15 protein-coding genes are annotated in these 16233 nt (G+C 70.0%); 4 read left to right on the top strand and 11 right to left on the bottom strand.

All coding sequences use genetic code 11. The features are described 5' to 3' along the window. Positions 1-20 precede the first annotated feature (20 nt). The 7 genes from IE182_RS13950 to IE182_RS13920 form a co-directional block, all read right to left on the bottom strand. Complete coding sequence (locus IE182_RS13950; RefSeq protein ID WP_190110112.1) at positions 21-1169, bottom strand: hypothetical protein; 1149 nt, start codon at positions 1167-1169, stop codon at positions 21-23. After that, positions 1166-1585, bottom strand: a complete 420-nt coding sequence (locus IE182_RS13945; RefSeq protein ID WP_190110111.1) for a hypothetical protein — start codon at positions 1583-1585, stop codon at positions 1166-1168. Before IE182_RS13945 ends, IE182_RS13950 begins: the two co-directional genes overlap by 4 nt. Positions 1586-1599: 14 nt before the next feature. Continuing rightward, positions 1600-3990: an EndoU domain-containing protein gene (locus tag IE182_RS13940; protein ID WP_190110110.1), complete on the bottom strand. Its 2391-nt coding sequence runs from the start codon at positions 3988-3990 to the stop codon at positions 1600-1602. Next, positions 3987-4370: a DUF6507 family protein gene (locus IE182_RS13935; protein ID WP_190110109.1), complete on the bottom strand. Its 384-nt coding sequence runs from the start codon at positions 4368-4370 to the stop codon at positions 3987-3989. Before IE182_RS13935 ends, IE182_RS13940 begins: the two co-directional genes overlap by 4 nt. Positions 4371-4417: 47 nt before the next feature. Beyond that, positions 4418-4732, bottom strand: coding sequence for a pore-forming ESAT-6 family protein (locus IE182_RS13930; protein ID WP_190110108.1), 315 nt, complete (start codon positions 4730-4732; stop codon positions 4418-4420). 20 nt (positions 4733-4752) lie between these two features. Further along, positions 4753-5085, bottom strand: a complete 333-nt coding sequence (locus IE182_RS13925; protein WP_190110347.1) for a hypothetical protein — start codon at positions 5083-5085, stop codon at positions 4753-4755. A gap of 191 nt (positions 5086-5276) precedes the next feature. Then, on the bottom strand, positions 5277-6416 hold the full coding sequence (locus tag IE182_RS13920) for a PP2C family protein-serine/threonine phosphatase (RefSeq protein WP_190110107.1): 1140 nt from the start codon (positions 6414-6416) through the stop codon (positions 5277-5279). A gap of 148 nt (positions 6417-6564) precedes the next feature. Here IE182_RS13920 and IE182_RS13915 point away from each other — a divergent pair, with 148 nt between their 5' ends. After that, positions 6565-7821 (top strand): GNAT family N-acetyltransferase, encoded by a 1257-nt coding sequence (locus IE182_RS13915; RefSeq protein ID WP_190110106.1) that lies wholly within the window; start codon positions 6565-6567, stop codon positions 7819-7821. Between the two features lie 70 nt (positions 7822-7891). Here IE182_RS13915 and IE182_RS13910 read toward each other — a convergent pair whose 3' ends face one another. Both IE182_RS13910 and IE182_RS13905 read right to left on the bottom strand, forming a co-directional pair. Then, positions 7892-8704 (bottom strand): Fpg/Nei family DNA glycosylase, encoded by an 813-nt coding sequence (locus tag IE182_RS13910; RefSeq protein ID WP_190110105.1) that lies wholly within the window; start codon positions 8702-8704, stop codon positions 7892-7894. 125 nt (positions 8705-8829) lie between these two features. Then, positions 8830-9318 carry a ribose-5-phosphate isomerase gene (locus tag IE182_RS13905; RefSeq protein ID WP_190110104.1) on the bottom strand — a complete coding sequence of 163 codons (489 nt, stop codon included), beginning with the start codon at positions 9316-9318 and terminating at the stop codon, positions 8830-8832. Positions 9319-9506: 188 nt separating this feature from the next. On the opposite strand from IE182_RS13905, the gene IE182_RS13900 reads away from it, so the two are divergent. Then, complete coding sequence (locus IE182_RS13900; protein ID WP_229844823.1) at positions 9507-10934, top strand: amino acid permease; 1428 nt, start codon at positions 9507-9509, stop codon at positions 10932-10934. Between the two features lie 97 nt (positions 10935-11031). Here IE182_RS13900 and IE182_RS13895 read toward each other — a convergent pair whose 3' ends face one another. Continuing rightward, positions 11032-11634 (bottom strand): biotin transporter BioY, encoded by a 603-nt coding sequence (locus IE182_RS13895; RefSeq protein WP_190110102.1) that lies wholly within the window; start codon positions 11632-11634, stop codon positions 11032-11034. A gap of 282 nt (positions 11635-11916) precedes the next feature. Here IE182_RS13895 and IE182_RS13890 point away from each other — a divergent pair, with 282 nt between their 5' ends. Together IE182_RS13890 and IE182_RS13885 are read left to right on the top strand one after the other, a co-directional pair. After that, positions 11917-13314: an amino acid permease gene (locus IE182_RS13890; RefSeq protein ID WP_190110101.1), complete on the top strand. Its 1398-nt coding sequence runs from the start codon at positions 11917-11919 to the stop codon at positions 13312-13314. A 175-nt stretch (positions 13315-13489) separates the two neighbouring features. Further along, on the top strand, positions 13490-14923 hold the full coding sequence (locus IE182_RS13885; RefSeq protein WP_190110100.1) for an amino acid permease: 1434 nt from the start codon (positions 13490-13492) through the stop codon (positions 14921-14923). Positions 14924-15004: 81 nt separating this feature from the next. On the opposite strand, the gene IE182_RS13880 is transcribed toward IE182_RS13885, so the two are convergent. Further along, complete coding sequence (locus IE182_RS13880; RefSeq protein WP_190110099.1) at positions 15005-16033, bottom strand: aspartate-semialdehyde dehydrogenase; 1029 nt, start codon at positions 16031-16033, stop codon at positions 15005-15007. Positions 16034-16233 lie beyond the last annotated feature (200 nt).

The following is a 16233-nucleotide window of genomic DNA, read 5'->3' as shown; positions in this document are numbered from 1 at the left end:
CGCACCGGCCGTCATGCCTATCAACTTTCGGCGGGGAAACGCAAAGCGTCGCCCACATTCCGCAGATGACCGGCGAAACGCTCTCCTTCCGACCCCTCGGCACGGAGCGCGATGACCCGGGCATGCTCCAGCGCACGGTCGCCGGGAGCCACGGCCAGCACCTCCGATGCGAGGGCGATCGCCCGGCGCACGTCGGCGGTCGACACGGCACAGGCCAGATCGACGAGCTGGGTGGCGAGGTCGAAGCGGAGCCGGGCGTCGCCGGCGAGCAAGCGGACGCCGCGCCGCACGACGTCCTCGACGTCCTCGATGACGCCCGGCTCCGCCACGCAGCTTTCGAGGACGCCCTCCAGCTGCTCGTCGAAGTACTCGCCGTCCGCGATCCGCACGAGCGCGCGGACCGCTTCCGTCCGGGCGGCCTGCGTGCCCTTCTCCCCGGGGAGTCCGCTGTCGAAGGCCATGGCCCGGGCGAGCTGCCCGAAGGTGTTGTCGACGGAGAACTTCCGGTCGATGGAGCACTCGTACCAGACCACGTTCCCGGGATCCGCGGCAGCACCGACGACCGCCTCGTAGCCGGCGGCCTCCCCCCACTCCAGCAGGGCGATGCAGGCCGTGAGCCGCTCGTGGTCCGCCGCGGCGGGATCGCCCACGAGCGCGACGAGCCCGGGCACCCGCTCCCGGTGCCGGGGGTCGTCGAGGCCGTCCCCGATGACGTCGTAGGGGTCCTCGACGGGGTTGCCGTCGAAGTCGGTGCCGAGCAGGCGGGCCATGCGCGACCAGGGCAGGACGGGCGGCTTCCGCCGCCACCACCAGCCGCGTGCGGCCCGGCCCTCCAAGGAGAGGCGGAAGGCGTTCTGGACCACGAACCAGTCGTCGTGGACGGTGAGCTTCCGGAACTCGTCGTCCAACCGGTCCAACGCCTCCTGCAGGAGCCCGCCGGCCGGCTGCGGCAGCCCGGCCACCAGCCGCGCGAGCTCGTCGCGCGCCCGGAGGCCGACGCCGTACGCCTCGAGTGCGTGGCACCCGTCCGGCTGCCGGTCCGACGCCAAGCGCCGAACCATCCGCTCCCAGACCGCGAGGGCCGCGCGGATGTCGTCCTCGACGAACCGGTTCTCCACCGTCACCCCTTGCGGAGTGACGGTGGCCGACCGGTCGGCGAAGCCGGTCATCCGCCGAGGAAGTCGCGGATCCCGGCCAGCGGGTCTCGCCCGTTCTCCTCCGCGTACGCACGCCGGTGCTGATCGACCTGCGTCGGCATGGCCAGACAGCAGTAGTCCCAGAAGTCGACCAACACACGCAGCGCGTCGTCCAGGGTGAATTCGCCCTGCACGTGCTCGACGAAGTGGTTCTCCACCGCCACCCCTTGCGGGCTGACGGTGGCCGTGTGGGCGTTACCGTCCAGGTCCTCCGGGGCAAAGCCCTTGTCGGCCTGGGCAGCGGTCACGAGGTCGATGGCCTCAAGGACGGACGGCGGAACGAGCTGGATGTCGGACGTCACCCAGTTACCCAGAACCTTCAGCCCGGCGGGCCCCGTGAAACGAGGCAGGTCCTTGACGTCCTCGGTGTAGTACTGGGTGCGGATCACTGCAGGGATCTCCTTCATTCCTTGGGCTTGGGCATGAGCGGGTAGACGGTCTTCGCGTCACCCGTGACGGGGTCGTAATAGCCCTCGAAATCTATCCCCTTGTAGGAGCCCTGCCACTTGAAGTCGTCGGCGTCCACGACCTTGCCGTTCTCGAACGCCTTGGTCATGGCGCGCCTGACGTCCCTCTCCGTCCACGACGGAGGGAAGAAGGTCGTCTTGGCCCGCTTCATGACCCACTCGCCCGTGCGCGGGTCACGCATCCACACGTTGCCCACGGTCAGCCCCGTCTTGTTGTCCCTCATCAGGATCTTCGGGACCTTCACGTTGTAGGGATCGAGGTCACGGCCATTGGGACGGAAATGATATCCGACGACCTTGGGGTTGCCATTCCGGTCATATTTGAGCTCGCCCTTCAGCACGTGATCGAAGGTGTGTTCAGTGATGCGTCCGCCCTTGGGGAGCGGCTGATCGTCCGCGCCGGGGCGCTCCTCCTGATGGGGCGTGGAGGTGTCCTCGCCGTGACCCGGCCCCGAACCCGAGCCGGAGCCCGTGTCCGGCTGAGTACTTCCGGGGTCGCTCGGGTCGTGCGAGCCCGCAGGGTCGTGGGGGCCGGAGCCGTGACCACTGCCGTTGCCGTCCGTCGAACCGTGGGTGCCGGAACCGGAGGCATTGTCACCGGCGTTGTCCGCAGCGCCGCCGCCACCCGAGTGCCCGGCGTTGTCCGCTGCGCCACCGCCACCGTGCCCGGCACCGCCGGTGGACGGGGTGTGCGAGCCCCCGCCGGACGGCGTGTGGGAACCGCCACCGGACGGGGTGTGCGAACCCCCACCGGACGGCGTGTGGGAACCGCCACCGGACGGGGTGTGCGAACCGCCACCCGACGGCGTGTGCGACGCGCTGCCCGAGGGTGTGTGCGAGGCGCCACCGCCCGGCGTGTGCGACGCACTACCGCCCGGCGCGTGCGAACCCGTGCCGCCACCCGGCGCGTGCGAACCCGAGCCGCTCGCCGGAGCCTCCGTATGGCCGCCGCCCACGCTCGCGCCGACCTTCTGCTCCTCGGGCACCTTCACCTGGGGCTGGTCCAGCTCGGACTTGTGCGGCTCGCGGTGCGGGGTCTTGACGGGGTCACCGTTCTGGTCAACGACCTTGCCGTCGGGCGTGACCGTCTCGATCTTGCCGTCCGGGCGGACGTGCTGGAGGTTGCCGTTCGGGTCGAACGCGATGTCGCCCGGCTTCGTGGGGATGTTGTGGGCCATGTCGTCCAGGCCGGCCCGGCTCTCCTTGAGGCCGGTGAAGAAGTCGCCGACCTTCAGCTTGGTGACGCCTGCCGCCTTGCCGAGGTAGCTCATCGGGTCGGCGAGCACGCCCGCCTTGCCCAGCACGGTCAGCGCCTCCGCGCCCGCGCCGAACTTGCCGGCCTGACCGGCCTTGCCGAGCTTGAGGAACGTACCCGAACCCAGGGTGACGACGTTGAAGGCCAGCGTGCCGAACGCGCGCGAGGGGTTCTTCCCCCACTCGTCCCAGGCCACCAGCGACTTGCCGAACTCGCGCAGGGCGGCCTTCTGCTTGTCGGTGTCACTGTGGTCGGTCGGACCGAACATCTTGTCCAGGGCCCACTCGTACGGCGTCGCAATGTACGCGCTGACGCCGCCGAAGACGTTGCCGATGTTCGTCCAGGTCTTCTTGAAGTTGTCCCAGTCGAAGAAGTTGACCATGCTGCCGAGGCCCTTGAGGGTGCCCAGCACGCCGTCGACGAAGAAGCCCTTCAGCGCGCCGCCGACGTTGTCCTTCGTCCACTCCCACGCGGCCCGCAGGCCCTCGTACTCGCGCTTGTCGACCGTCCCCCAGGGGGTCTCCTTCGCGTCCTTGACGTCGCTCTCTTTGAAGCCGTACATGCCGGCCTTGTGCGAGCCGTCGTCGACCACGAACTTCGTGCCGCCCACGAGCGCCGTGATCTTGTTCGCCGCGTCGCGCTCGACGCCCTGGAAGGCCACCCACGTCGTGCCGACCTCGCGGACCAGACGCGCGTTCTCGTCGACCTTCTTCTGGTCCTTCTGCCAGTCGTCGTCGTCCTTGTTCTCCTTGACGAACCTATCGGCGTCCGCCCGCAGCCGGTCCATCTTCTGCACCAGCGGCCGCGCGGCCGTGGCGAAGCCCTGGAGAGCGCCGCTGACGGACTCCAGCTTCTTCGCGAAGGCGTCGGCCTTGTCGCGCACCGGGATCGTCGTGTCGAGGAGGTGTTCCCTCTCGGGAGTGTCGTAGACATCCGAGAGCTTCTGGAAGGCGTCGTGCACGGCCTTGCCCGTGCCCCGGATGCTGCCGGCGGTCGTCTTCAGCGTCGTCGCATCCGTCTCCAGCTGCTCCAGCTTGCCCGTGAAGGTCGGTATCTTGCCCAGATCGATCACTTCTTGGGCCCCTTCATCTCCTCGGGAGTCGGAGCCTTGGAGTACTCCTCCTGCTTGTTCTTCGCCATCTCCAGGTCGCCGTGGACGTACGCCTCCGTCGCCAGGCGCGCACCGGTGATGGACTTGCCCGTCCGGACGGGGAGGAACTTCAGGTCGTCAGAGGTGTGCTCCTGGAACTCCTGAAGCGCCTGGGCCACGGGACCGAAGGCACCGCCCTCGGGCTGTGCGGTCCCGCCCAGGATCATCGTGCCCGCATGTGTGGCCGAGTGGACGAGCCCCTCGCTGTAAGCCTTGAACTCTTCCTCGAACTTGCTCGCGGCCTCAGCGGTGTTGTTGAGCACCCCTTGCACGCCACCCGGCCGAATATCCCACTTGGACACGACGTCTCCCCCGTTTTAAGAAACGTTTCTTCCTTTTCGCCCCGGCGTCAGCCGATGGCGTCGACGGCGGCCTTCGCCTTGGCCAGCGTGGACTTCGCCGTGCCGTCGTTCTTCTCCATCGTCGAGCGCAGCAGCGTGATGATCTGGCGGACCTCGGTGGCCGCCTTGTTCCAGCGCATTTCCACGCCGTGGTACTGATCGTCGACGCCGTCGGCCTTGAAGTCGGCCATCGCCGCCTTCACCGCCCCGTCACGCTCGGTCAGCAGCGTCTCCAGCCGCCCGATGATGCCCTGCAGCGATCCCTGGACCTCGGTCGAAGCACCCGTGTCGTAACTACGACGGTCCGCACCCGCACCAGCCATGAGCAAATACCCCCTGTGTCCTAGCGGCCCGAGAAGCGTGCCGCGTCGAAGTTCGCCGCCGACATCGTCTGACGGGCGTTGTCCGCCGATTCCTGGTCACCCTGGCCGAAGGAGGAGTCCATGCCGGACTGACCGCCCAGGATCGAGCGCAGCGAGCCGTTGAGCGCCGCGCCCACGTCGTCCGAGTGTGCCTTGAACTCGTCGAACGCCACCTTGCCGGCGCCGTTGAACTTGCCCTCCAGCGGCTGCGCCGCGTGGACCAGCTGGCGGACCAGACCGGCCAGGTCGTTGCTGGATCCGTGGGTCTTCTTGACCAGTCCGGACAGCGTCGTTTGTCCCATGTCGAACTTCACGAGCTCACCCCCGTCATGTCTCATGCGCCACTTGGCTACTCGAACATGTCTATCAACATCATCAACGTGATCACAAAGTGCTTCCGAGGCTGACGGTCACTCTGTTACGAGACCGTGCAGCTCGTTTCCCGTCCGTCGCAGGCGTCACACCATGGTGACCGGCGCACAGCGGATATCCCCGGCGAAAGAGCTCAGTCCCGGCAGATCAGCAGCAGTGCCCGGTCGTCGTTGACGTCCTTCGCCACCGCCTCGATGAGGTGCCACGCCGCGCCGTGGAAGCCCGACGTGACGTAGCGGTCGGCCTCCCCCGTGAGGCGGTCCATGCCCTCCGTCAGATCGCGCTCGTTCGTCTCGACGAGGCCGTCCGTGAAGAGCATCAGGACGTCGCCGCGCCTCAGCCGCCCCTTCACCGGTTCGAACTCCGCCCCGTCGTAGACGCCCAGCAGCGGGCCGTCCGCCGACTTCTCCTCCCAGCGGCCCGTGCCGGCGCTGAGGTGGAGGCCGGGGACGTGGCCCGCGGAGAGGAGCTCGTAGTCGCCGCTGTCGAGGTCCAGGACGAGGTGGACCGAGGTCGCGAAGCCCTCGTCCCAGTCCTGGCGGAGGAGGTAGCCGTTGGCGGCGGGGAGGAAGGCGTGGGGCGGGAGGGAGCCGAGGAGGCCGCCGAAGGCGCCGGAGAGGAGCAGGGCGCGGGACGCCGCGTCCATGCCCTTGCCGGAGACGTCGGTCAGGACGACCTCCAGGGTGCGGCCGCCGTTGGTGCGGGCGGCGACGACGAAGTCGCCGGAGAAGGACTGACCGCCGGCCGGGCGCAGCGCCATCTCGCGGTGCCAGCCGGCCGGCAGTTTGGGCAGCTTGCTCTGCACTCTGATGCGTTCGCGCAGGTCGAAGAGCATCGTTCCGCCGCGCCGCCAGGGCACCCCGACGCGGCTGCGGAACTGCGCGATCAGCAGCCCGAGGAAGCCGACGGCCGCGACGACGAGGATCGTGCCGGGGCTGACCCGGTCGGTGCCGTGGTGGGTGGGGTCGTCGAGGACCGCCGATTCCATGATGAGGCCGGCGGCCGCGGCCGCGTACAGCCCCAGCAGGCTCGCGGGCCGCAGCAGCAGCCCGCCGGCCACGATGGGCAGGACGAGCGCGGCGGGCGCGCACCACTCCGGCTGGGCGACCGTGCCCCACGCCAGGGCGGGCACGGACAGCAACAGCGCGGTGAGGGCGACCCAGTCGGAGCCGTCGCCCCGGAAATAGTCGACACCGGCCTTGCGCATGCTCGTGCGTGCCCGGTGCAGTGCTTTGCGCATCCGGGCCGTCGGGGTCTCCGCACCGCCAGTCATTGCATCGGGACCTTATCCACCCATTCGGCGGTGCGTCGATTCACGCCGCGCCGACGCGGGCACGACGGGGGCGACGGGCGGCCACCCGGAGAGCAACCCTATGCGAAATTCGTTCGCTTGACCGGGTATGCGCTGCTAGGCATGGGTTATGACGATGGAGTTACGCGTACTGCGCCCGGCGGACTGGGACCACTGGTACGGCATGCTCGAACTCGCCTTCGGCGGCGTACCGGAGAGCCCCGAGGAGCGGTCGCTCTGGCGGGAGATGACCTGCTACGACCGCTCGATCGGCGTCTGGGACGACGGCGAAGTGGTGGGCACGACCGGCGCGTTCGCCTTCCGGATCACGGTGCCGGGCGGGGCGTCGGTGCCCGCGGCGGGCGTGACCATGGTGGGCGTGCGGCCCACGCACCGGCGGCGCGGCGTGCTGCGCTCGATGATGCGGCGCCAGCTGGACGACGTCCGGTCCTGGGGCGAGCCGCTGGCCGTGCTGACCGCCTCGGAGCCCGAGATCTACGGACGCTTCGGCTACGGCGCGGCGACGTACAAGATGACCGCGCTCATCGATACGACTCACGCGCGCTTGTCCGTACCGCAGGTCACTGAAAACTCATACGCAACATACGCAACAGATGGCGTGCGATTGCGCTTGTCGGAGCCCGGGACCGCGCGCGCCGCGTGCGAGGCGGTGTACGCGCACGCGGTCACCACCCGCCCGGGCATGCTCGCGCGCCTGCCCGGCTGGGACGCCCTGCCGGTGATCGACCCCGAGAGCACGCGCGAGGGCGCCTCGCCGCTGCAGTGCGTGCTGGCGGAGGCGGACGGCAGGACGGTGGGGTACGCGCGGTACGCGGTGCGGCCCGCGTGGGACCTGAGCGGGCCCCGCGGCACGGTGGTCCTGCGCGATCTGGAGGCGCTGACCCCGGACGCGCGCGCCGCGCTGTGGCAGTACCTCTTCGGGATCGACCTCACCTCCGCCGTCGAGGCCGGCAACCTCCCCGTCGACGACCCGCTGCTGCAGATGGTCAACGACGTACGGCGCTGCCAGGTCAGGGTGACCGACCAGTTGCACGTGCGCCTGGTCGACGTCGGCGAGGCGCTCGCGGCGCGGACGTACCAGGTGCCGGTCGACGTCGTCCTCGACGTCACCGACGACTTCTGCCCATGGAACACCGGACGGTGGCGGCTGACCGGGGACGCCAAGGGGGCGTCCTGCGCGCGCACGCAGGACGCCGCCGACCTGGCGCTGTCGGTGCGGGAGTTGGGCGCGGCCTATCTCGGCGGTACGTCCCTCACCGCGCTGGCGGCCGCGGGGCGGGTCGCGGAACTGCGCGAGGGCACGCTGGCGGAGGCCGCGCTGGCGTTCGGCGGCACGGTCGCGCCGTGGCTGCCGCACGGCTTCTGAAGGCGCTTGCGACCGGCTCCCGACCGGCCGCGGACAGATCCGCGGCCGGTCCGCCGAAGGGGCGGGCTCCCTAGGCCGGCTGGCACTCCGGGCACCAGAAGAGGTTGCGGGCCGCCAGGCCGGCCGTGCGGATCTCGCCGTCGCAGACGTGGCACGGCTGCCCGGTGCGGCGGTAGACGTAGACCTCGCCGCCGTGGTCGTCCACGCGGGGCGGACGGCCCATGGCTTCGGGGGTGTGCTCGGGGCGCACGGTGTCGATGCGGTTGTTGCGGACACCCTCGCGCATCAGCTCGACCAGGTCCGACCAGATGGCGTCCCATTCCCGTCGGGTGAGGTCGCGGCCCTGACGATAGGGGTCGATTCCGTGCCGGAAGAGGACCTCGGCGCGGTAGACGTTGCCGACGCCGGCGACCACCTTCTGGTCCATGAGGAGGGCGGCGACGCTCGTCCGGCTGCGGGACATCCGGACGAAGGCGGCCTCGCCGTCGTGCTCCGGGCGCAGCGGGTCCGGGCCGAGGCGGTCGTGTATCGCCTGCTTCTCGGCGTCGGTGATGAGGGTGCAGGTGGTGGGGCCGCGGAGGTCGGCGTACGCGTCGGGGCCCACCAGGCGCAGGCGGACGGTGTCGGTGGGCGGCGGGACCGCCCGGCCGGGTCCCCATGTGTACTTGCCGAAGAGGCCGAGGTGGATGTGGACCCAGCCGAGCCCGTCGAAGCCGAGGAAGAGGTGCTTGCCGTGGGCCTCGGCGGTGGCCAGGACCCGGCCGTCCATGAGCGCCGCGCTGTCGGCGAACTTGCCCTGGGGGCTGGTCGCCCGGACGGGGCCGCCCTCGAACGCCTCACGGTGGTCCGCCGCCAGGCGGTGGATCGTATGCCCTTCGGGCATGGGGTCTTCGTCCTCCGGACGGTCTCGTGGTCGTGGCCCACGACGGGCGTGCGGCCCGGCGCCTTCGGTCCCGGGCGGCGGCCCCTCCTCATGAGGAGGGGCCGCCATGAGGAGAGGCCGCGGCCTCAGTCCTGCTGCGGGTGGTGCGCCGGGATGGCGGGCAGCTCGCCCGTCGTCTCGTAGCGGCTCAGCATCTCGATGCGGCGCGTGTGACGCTCGTCGCCCGAGTACGGGGTGGCCAGGAAGATCTCGACGAACTTCGTCGCCTCCTCCTGCGTGTGCATGCGGCCGCCGATGCTGATGACGTTGGCGTTGTTGTGCTCGCGGCCCAGCGCGGCCGTCTGCTCGCTCCAGGCGAGTGCGGCGCGGACGCCCTTGACCTTGTTCGCGGCGATCTGCTCGCCGTTGCCCGAGCCGCCGATGACGATGCCGAGGCTGTCCTCGTCCGCGGCGGTCCGCTCCGCGGCGCGGAGGCAGAACGGCGGGTAGTCGTCCTGGGCGTCGTAGATGTGGGGACCACAGTCGACGGGGTCATGGCCCTGGGCCGTGAGCCACTCGACGAGGTGGTTCTTGAGTTCGTAGCCGGCATGGTCGGAGCCGAGGTACACGCGCATGCGTCCGAGTGTGGCATGCCGCGGGGCCCCGATCGGTCAGCAGGGGCCGGTGACTCTCTGTGAACACAACGAAATGGATTCAGGTCTTCCTAAAGACACCTTTAAAAAGTTCTAATGCGGTGGCTCGTAACCCGAGAACCAAAGGAACAACCCGAAGGAACGTGCACATGAGCGCGACACCGCCGACCATGACGAAGGCGTCGACGTCCGGCGACCCCGGCAACGCCCCGATCGCGGGCGGGGACGGTCTGAAGGCCGGACTCAAGAACCGCCACCTGTCCATGATCGCGATTGGTGGTGTGATCGGCGCCGGCCTCTTCGTGGGTTCCGGTTCCGGCATCGCCGCCGCCGGCCCCGGCATTCTCCTCTCTTACGCACTCGTCGGCGCGATGGTCGTCTTCGTGATGCGGATGCTGGGCGAGATGGCCGCCGCCAACCCGACCTCCGGGTCGTTCTCCGCCTACGCCGACCGGGCGCTCGGCCGCTGGGCCGGCTTCACCATCGGCTGGCTGTACTGGTTCTTCTGGGTCGTGGTGCTGGCGGTCGAGGCGACCGCGGGTGCGGCGATCCTCGAAGGCTGGATACCGGCCGTTCCCCAGTGGGCCTGGGCGCTGATCGTGATGGTCGTGCTGACCGCCACCAACCTGGCCTCGGTCAGCTCCTACGGTGAGTTCGAGTTCTGGTTCGCCGGCATCAAGGTCGTCGCGATCGCCGCGTTCATCGTCATCGGCGCCCTGGCCGTGTTCGGCGTGCTGCCCGGCTCGGACAACCCGGGCGCCGGCTTCGACTACCTCACCTCGCACGGCGGCTTCCTGCCCAACGGTCCCGGCGCGATCCTCACCGGTGTGCTGATGGTCGTCTTCTCCTTCATGGGCAGCGAGATCGTCACGCTGGCCGCCGGTGAGTCCGAGGACCCGCAGCGCGCGGTCCGTCAGGCCACCAACAGCGTCATCTGGCGCATCGCCGTCTTCTACCTCGGCTCGATCCTCGTCGTGGTCTCGCTCCTGCCGTGGGACTCGAAGACGATCACCGAGAAGGGCAGCTACGTCGCCGCCCTGGACTCGATCGGCATCCCGCACGCCGGCCAGGTCATGAACGTCATCGTCCTGACCGCGGTGCTCTCCTGCCTGAACTCCGGCCTCTACACCGCCTCCCGCATGGCCTTCTCCCTCGGCCAGCGCGGCGACGCGCCCAAGGCGTTCGCCGTCGTCAACAAGCGGGGCGTGCCGCAGGCCGCGATCCTCGGCTCGGTCGTCTTCGGCTTCGTCTCGGTCATCTTCAACTACGTCTGGCCGGACACCGTCTTCAAGTTCCTGCTGAACTCCTCGGGTGCCATCGCCCTCTTCGTGTGGCTGGTCATCTGCATCACGCAGCTGAAGTTCCGCGGGATCATCAAGCGCGAGATGCCCGAGCGGCACTTCGTGAAGATGTGGCTCTTCCCGTACCTGACCTGGGCGACCATCGGCATGATCACCTTCGTGCTCGGCTTCATGGTCTACGACGGCGGCGACAACCGTGAGCAGGTACTGCTCTCGACCCTGCTCGGCATCATCGTGCTGGCCATCGGCCTGGTCCTGGACAAGCGCCGCAAGGCCGCCAAGGCCGTCTCCGAGTAACGCCCGCAGCGGCGGACACGCAGACGGGCCGGGCCCGCACCCCCTTCGCTCGTGGGGTGCGGGCCCGGCCCGTTCCGTACGGTCCTGCGGTGCGGTCTCAGCCGCGGCGGCCGAGCAGCTTCCAGGCCGCCGGCAGGGCGCCCATGGCCAGCGCGGCCTTGAGGGCGTCGCCGATCAGGAAGGGCGTCAGGCCCACGGCGACCGCCTCGCTCAGCGGCATGTGCGCGGCCAGCGCCAGGTAGGGCACGCCCACCGCGTAGACGATCGCGGAGCCCAGGGCCATGGTGCCCGCGGTGCGCAGCACGGAGCGGTCGGCGCCGCGGCGCGCCAGCGCGCCGACGACGGTCGCGGCGAGCAGCATGCCCAGCACGTAGCCGAAGGAGGGGAACGCGGCGCCGGAGCGGCCCTCGGCGAACCAGGGCATGCCCGCCATGCCGGCGGCGGCGTAGAGGGCGAGCGAGAGGAAGCCGCGGCGGGCGCCCAGGGCGGTGCCGACGAGCAGCACGGCGAAGGTCTGGCCGCTGACGGGCACGGGCGAGCCCGGCACGGGGACGGCTATCTGCGCGGTGATGCCGGTCAGCGCGGCGCCGCCGAGGACCAGGGCCGCGTCGCGGACGCGGGCGCGGCCCGCGGTGGAGGCGGGGAGCAGATCGGCGAGGACCGTTCCGGTCCGGGTGGCGGGGGCAGCTGCGGTGGCCATCGGTACTCCGCGGGAGAGAAAGGTGGGTGGGACACGCTGACGTTAGCCGAGCGTCACCCTTCGGGCACCGGACGGCAGCGACAAACGCGACGGGCCGGTCCTGTGGGGTTCCGAGCGCGGAAGGACCCTGTTCGCCATCGTTGCTCGTGGAAACGTGATGCTCATCACGAGAATCCCGGTCCGCTTGGCTCCGGCCACCCGGGCGGGAGAATCTGGACCCCACCCCACCCCGCTCCTGCGTGTCCTCGCGTCAGGCGCACTGACCCGAGAGATTCGACTCCCATGCACGATGCACAGCCTGCCGACGCGCCCCTGGCCGCCGGCGAGAAGGAACCGCTGGCCGCGGGGCTCAAGCAGCGGCATCTGACGATGCTGGGCCTCGGCGGCGTGATCGGCGCCGGACTCTTCGTCGGCTCCGGCGCCGGAATCGCGGTGGCCGGCCCCGGCATCATCGTCTCGTACCTGATCGCGGGCGCGCTCGCCATGCTGGTGATGCGGATGCTCGGCGAGCTGTCGTCGGCCATGCCGGCGTCGGGCGCCTTCTCGGTGCACGCCGAGCGTGCGCTGGGCCGGTGGGCCGGCTTCACGGTGGGCTGGCTGTACTGGTTCCTGCTGGTGGTCGTGCTCGCCGTGGAGGCGACGGGCGCCGCGCAGATCGCGCACGGCTGGGCACCGTCGGTGCCGCAGTGGGGCTGGGTGCTGATCTTCATGCTGGTCTTCACGACCGCGAATCTCGCGGCGGTGAAGAACTTCGGTGAGTTCGAGTTCTGGTTCGCCGCCCTGAAGGTCGGCGCGATCGTGCTCTTCCTCGGGCTGAGCCTGCTGGCGATCTTCGGGCTGCTGCCGGACACCGATGCGGTGGGGATGAGCAACCTGACCGGCCAGGGCGGCTTCCTGCCGCACGGCTGGAGCGGTGTGATCTCGGGCGTGCTCGCCGTCGTCTTCGCCTTCGGCGGCCTGGAGGTCGTCACCATCGCGGCCGCCGAGTCCGACGACCCGGCGCGGGCGGTGGGCCGTGCGGTGCGCAGCGCCGTGTGGCGCATCCTCTTCTTCTACGTGGGCTCGATGCTCGTCATCGTCACCCTGCTCCCCTGGTCCTCGATCCAGCCCGGACAGAGCCCGTACGTGGCCGTGCTGGACCACGTCGGGGTGCCGGCGGCCGGCCAGATCATGAACATCGTGGTCTTCGTGGCGCTGCTGTCCGCGCTGAACGCGAACCTCTACGGCTCGTCGCGGATGGTGTTCTCGCTGGCCGAGCGCGGTGAGGCGCCGCGTGCGCTGCTGAAGGTCTCGGGCGGCGGGGTGCCCCGCCGGGCCGTCCTCGCATCGGTCGCCTTCGGATTCGCCTCGGTCATACTCAATCTCAAGTGGCCGGATTCGATCTTCCACTACCTGCTCAACGCCGTGGGCGCGGTACTGCTCTTCGTCTGGGGCCTGATCGCCGCCTCGCAGCTGCGGCTGCGTCCGCGCATCGAGCGGGAGATGCCCGAGAAGCTGACCCTGCGCATGTGGTGCTTCCCCTACCTGACCTGGGCCGCCCTGGCCGGCATGGCCGGTGTGATCGTGCTGATGCTCACCGACGCCGAGGCCCGTCCGCAGCTGCTGTGGTCGGCGGCGGCGACGGCCGCGGTGCTCGTCGTGGCGGGGCTGCGCGAACTCCGGCTGCGCCGCACGAAATAGTTCACCCGGAAAAAGCCTTGGTTCTGGCGATATATCAGATACCCACGGTAATCACGAGGTCTGAATATCGGACAGCTGTGTCACAGGTGTTGTCCTGAGCGAACATGACCCCCACACTGAGGCAACTTTCTGCGGCACTTTTTTCCCAAGCTCTCACCCACGGGGAAGTACGACCATGACTGGGACACCTGCGACCTCCGCGCCCGAGCGCGACGAGGTCACCGGCGCGGCACCGGACGGCACACCGGGCGGCCACGGCAATCTGTCGCACGGCCTCAAGCAGCGCCATCTTTCGATGATCGCGCTGGGCGGCGTCATCGGCGCCGGACTCTTCGTCGGCTCCGGCGCCGGAATCGCCGCCGCCGGACCGGCGATCGTGCTCGCCTATGCGATATCCGGGCTGCTCGTGATGCTCGTGATGCGCATGCTCGGCGAAATGTCCGCGGCCAATCCGGCCTCGGGAACCTTCTCCGTCCACGCCGAGAAGGCGATAGGCCCCTGGGCGGGCTTCACCGCGGGCTGGATGTTCTGGGTGGAGCTGTGCGTCGGCATCGCCGTGGAGGCGATCGGCGCGGCGTCCATCATGGTCTCGTGGTTCCCCTCCACCGCATCGTGGATGTGGGTCCTGATCTTCATGGCCGTCTTCTGCGGCACCAACCTCGCGGCCGTCAGCAACTTCGGCGAGTTCGAGTTCTGGTTCGCCGCCCTGAAGGTCGCCGCGATCGGCATCTTCCTGGTGCTGGGCGTGCTGGCGATCCTCGGCCTGCTGCCCGGCACGTCCTCCCCCGGCGGTGACAACCTCACCGGCCACGGCGGCTTCCTGCCCAACGGTGCCAACGGCCTGGTCGTCGGCCTGCTGGCCTCCGTCTTCGCCTACGGCGGCCTGGAGACGGTCACCATCGCCGCCGCCGAGTCCGAGCAGCCCGTCAAGGGCGTCGCCCAGGCGGTCCGCACGGCGATGTGGCGCATCGCGCTCTTCTACGTCGGCTCGATGCTCGTCGTCGTCACCGTCATCCCGTGGAACGACAAGTCGCTCACCACCGACGGCCCCTACGTCGCGGTGCTGAAGTACCTCGACATCCCGGCCGCCGGGCAGATCATGAACGTCATCGTGCTGATCGCCCTGCTCTCCGCGATGAACGCCAACATCTACGGCGCCTCCCGGATGTCGCACTCCCTGGTGATGCGCGGCGAGGGCCCGAAGTTCCTGGCCAAGGTCACCGGCGGCGTGCCCCGGCTGACCGTCCTGGCCTCCTCCGCCTTCGGCTTCTTCGCCGTCCTGCTCAGCTACTGGTGGCCGGACACCGTCTTCAAGTGGCTCCTCTACATGACGGGCGCCGCCGTCCTCGTGGTCTGGGGCTTCATCGCGGTCACCCAGCTGCGCATGCGCCGGCAGCTGGAGCGCGAGGCGCCGGAGCGGCTCGTGGTGCGGATGTGGCTCTTCCCGGCGCTGACGTGGGTCGCGCTGGCCGGCATCGTGGGCGTGCTGTCCCTGATGCTGCGCGAGGAGGACACCCGCGTCCAGCTGTACTTCACGGCCGGCCTGACCGCCGCCCTGGCGCTGACCGGCTACGTCCGCCAGCGGATGCTGGCGGCGAAGGCCGGCTGACCGGCGAGCGCACGACGAAGGGGCCGGACACCTGCACGGTGTCCGGCCCCTTCGCATGCGGCCGCTACGGGCCCGCCGGCGTCAGCCGCGCAGCTCCGCCGCGACGAGCTCCGCGATCTGCACGGCGTTGAGCGCCGCGCCCTTGCGGAGGTTGTCGTTGGACAGGAAGAGCGCCAGGCCGTGCTCGACGGTCTCGTCGGCGCGGATGCGGCCGACGTAGGAGGCGTCCTTGCCCGCCGCCTGCAGGGGCGTCGGGATCTCGGAGAGCTCGACGCCGGGGGCGTCCTTCAGCAGCTCGTAGGCGCGCTCCACGCTGACCGGGCGCTCGAAGCGGGCGTTGACCTGCAGGGAGTGGCCGGAGAAGACGGGGACGCGGACGCAGGTGCCGGAGACCTTGAGCTCCGGGATCTCCAGGATCTTGCGGGACTCGTGGCGGAGCTTCTGCTCCTCGTCGGTCTCGAAGCTGCCGTCCTCGACGATGGCGCCGGCCAGCGGCAGCACGTTGAAGGCGATGGGGCGCTTGTAGACGCCCGGCTCCGGGAAGTCCACGGCCTCGCCGTCGTGGGTCAGCTCGGTGGCCCGGTCGGCGACCGCGCGCAGCTGGCCGTCCAGCTCGGCCACGCCGGCCAGGCCGGAGCCGGAGACGGCCTGGTAGGTGGTGGCGATCAGCGCGGTCAGCCCAGCCTCGGCGTGCAGCGGCTTCAGCACCGGCATGGCGGCCATGGTGGTGCAGTTCGGGTTGGCGATGATGCCCTTGGGGCGGTTCGCGATCGCGTGCGGGTTGACCTCGGAGACGACCAGCGGCACCTCGGGGTCGCGGCGCCAGGCCGAGGAGTTGTCGATCACGACGGCACCCTGGGCGGCGACCTTCTCGGCCAGCGCCCTGGAGGTGGCGCCACCGGCGGAGAAGAGCACGATGTCCAGGCCCGAGTAGTCGGCGGTGGCCGCGTCCTCGACGGTGATCTCCGTGTCCGCCCAGGGCAGGGTCGTACCGGCGGAGCGGGCCGAGGCGAAGAGCCGCAGCGTGTCGACCGGGAATGTGCGCTCGGCGAGGATGTTGCGCATGACTCCGCCGACCTGGCCGGTGGCTCCGACGATTCCGATCCTCACGAGGGCTCCCTAATCACATACGTCACTACCGCCAGGGACGGTTCACCTGGGCGCGTGGTTCCCATCATGAGGTGCGACCCGCCCCCTAAGTCCAATCCATTGTCCGAAGGACGGGACGGGCGGGGAGACGGCGGAGCGGGGTGGGGGCACGCCTCGTGCCCCCACCCCGCTCCCGGTGCCGTCGCTCAACCGTCGGTGAC

The organism is Streptomyces cinnamoneus, assembly GCF_014650495.1.
Taxonomy (GTDB): Bacteria; Actinomycetota; Actinomycetes; order Streptomycetales; family Streptomycetaceae; genus Streptomyces; species Streptomyces cinnamoneus.
The sequence above is the reverse complement of the archived record's forward strand: the minus strand, read 5'-3'. Positions and strand labels throughout refer to the sequence as shown.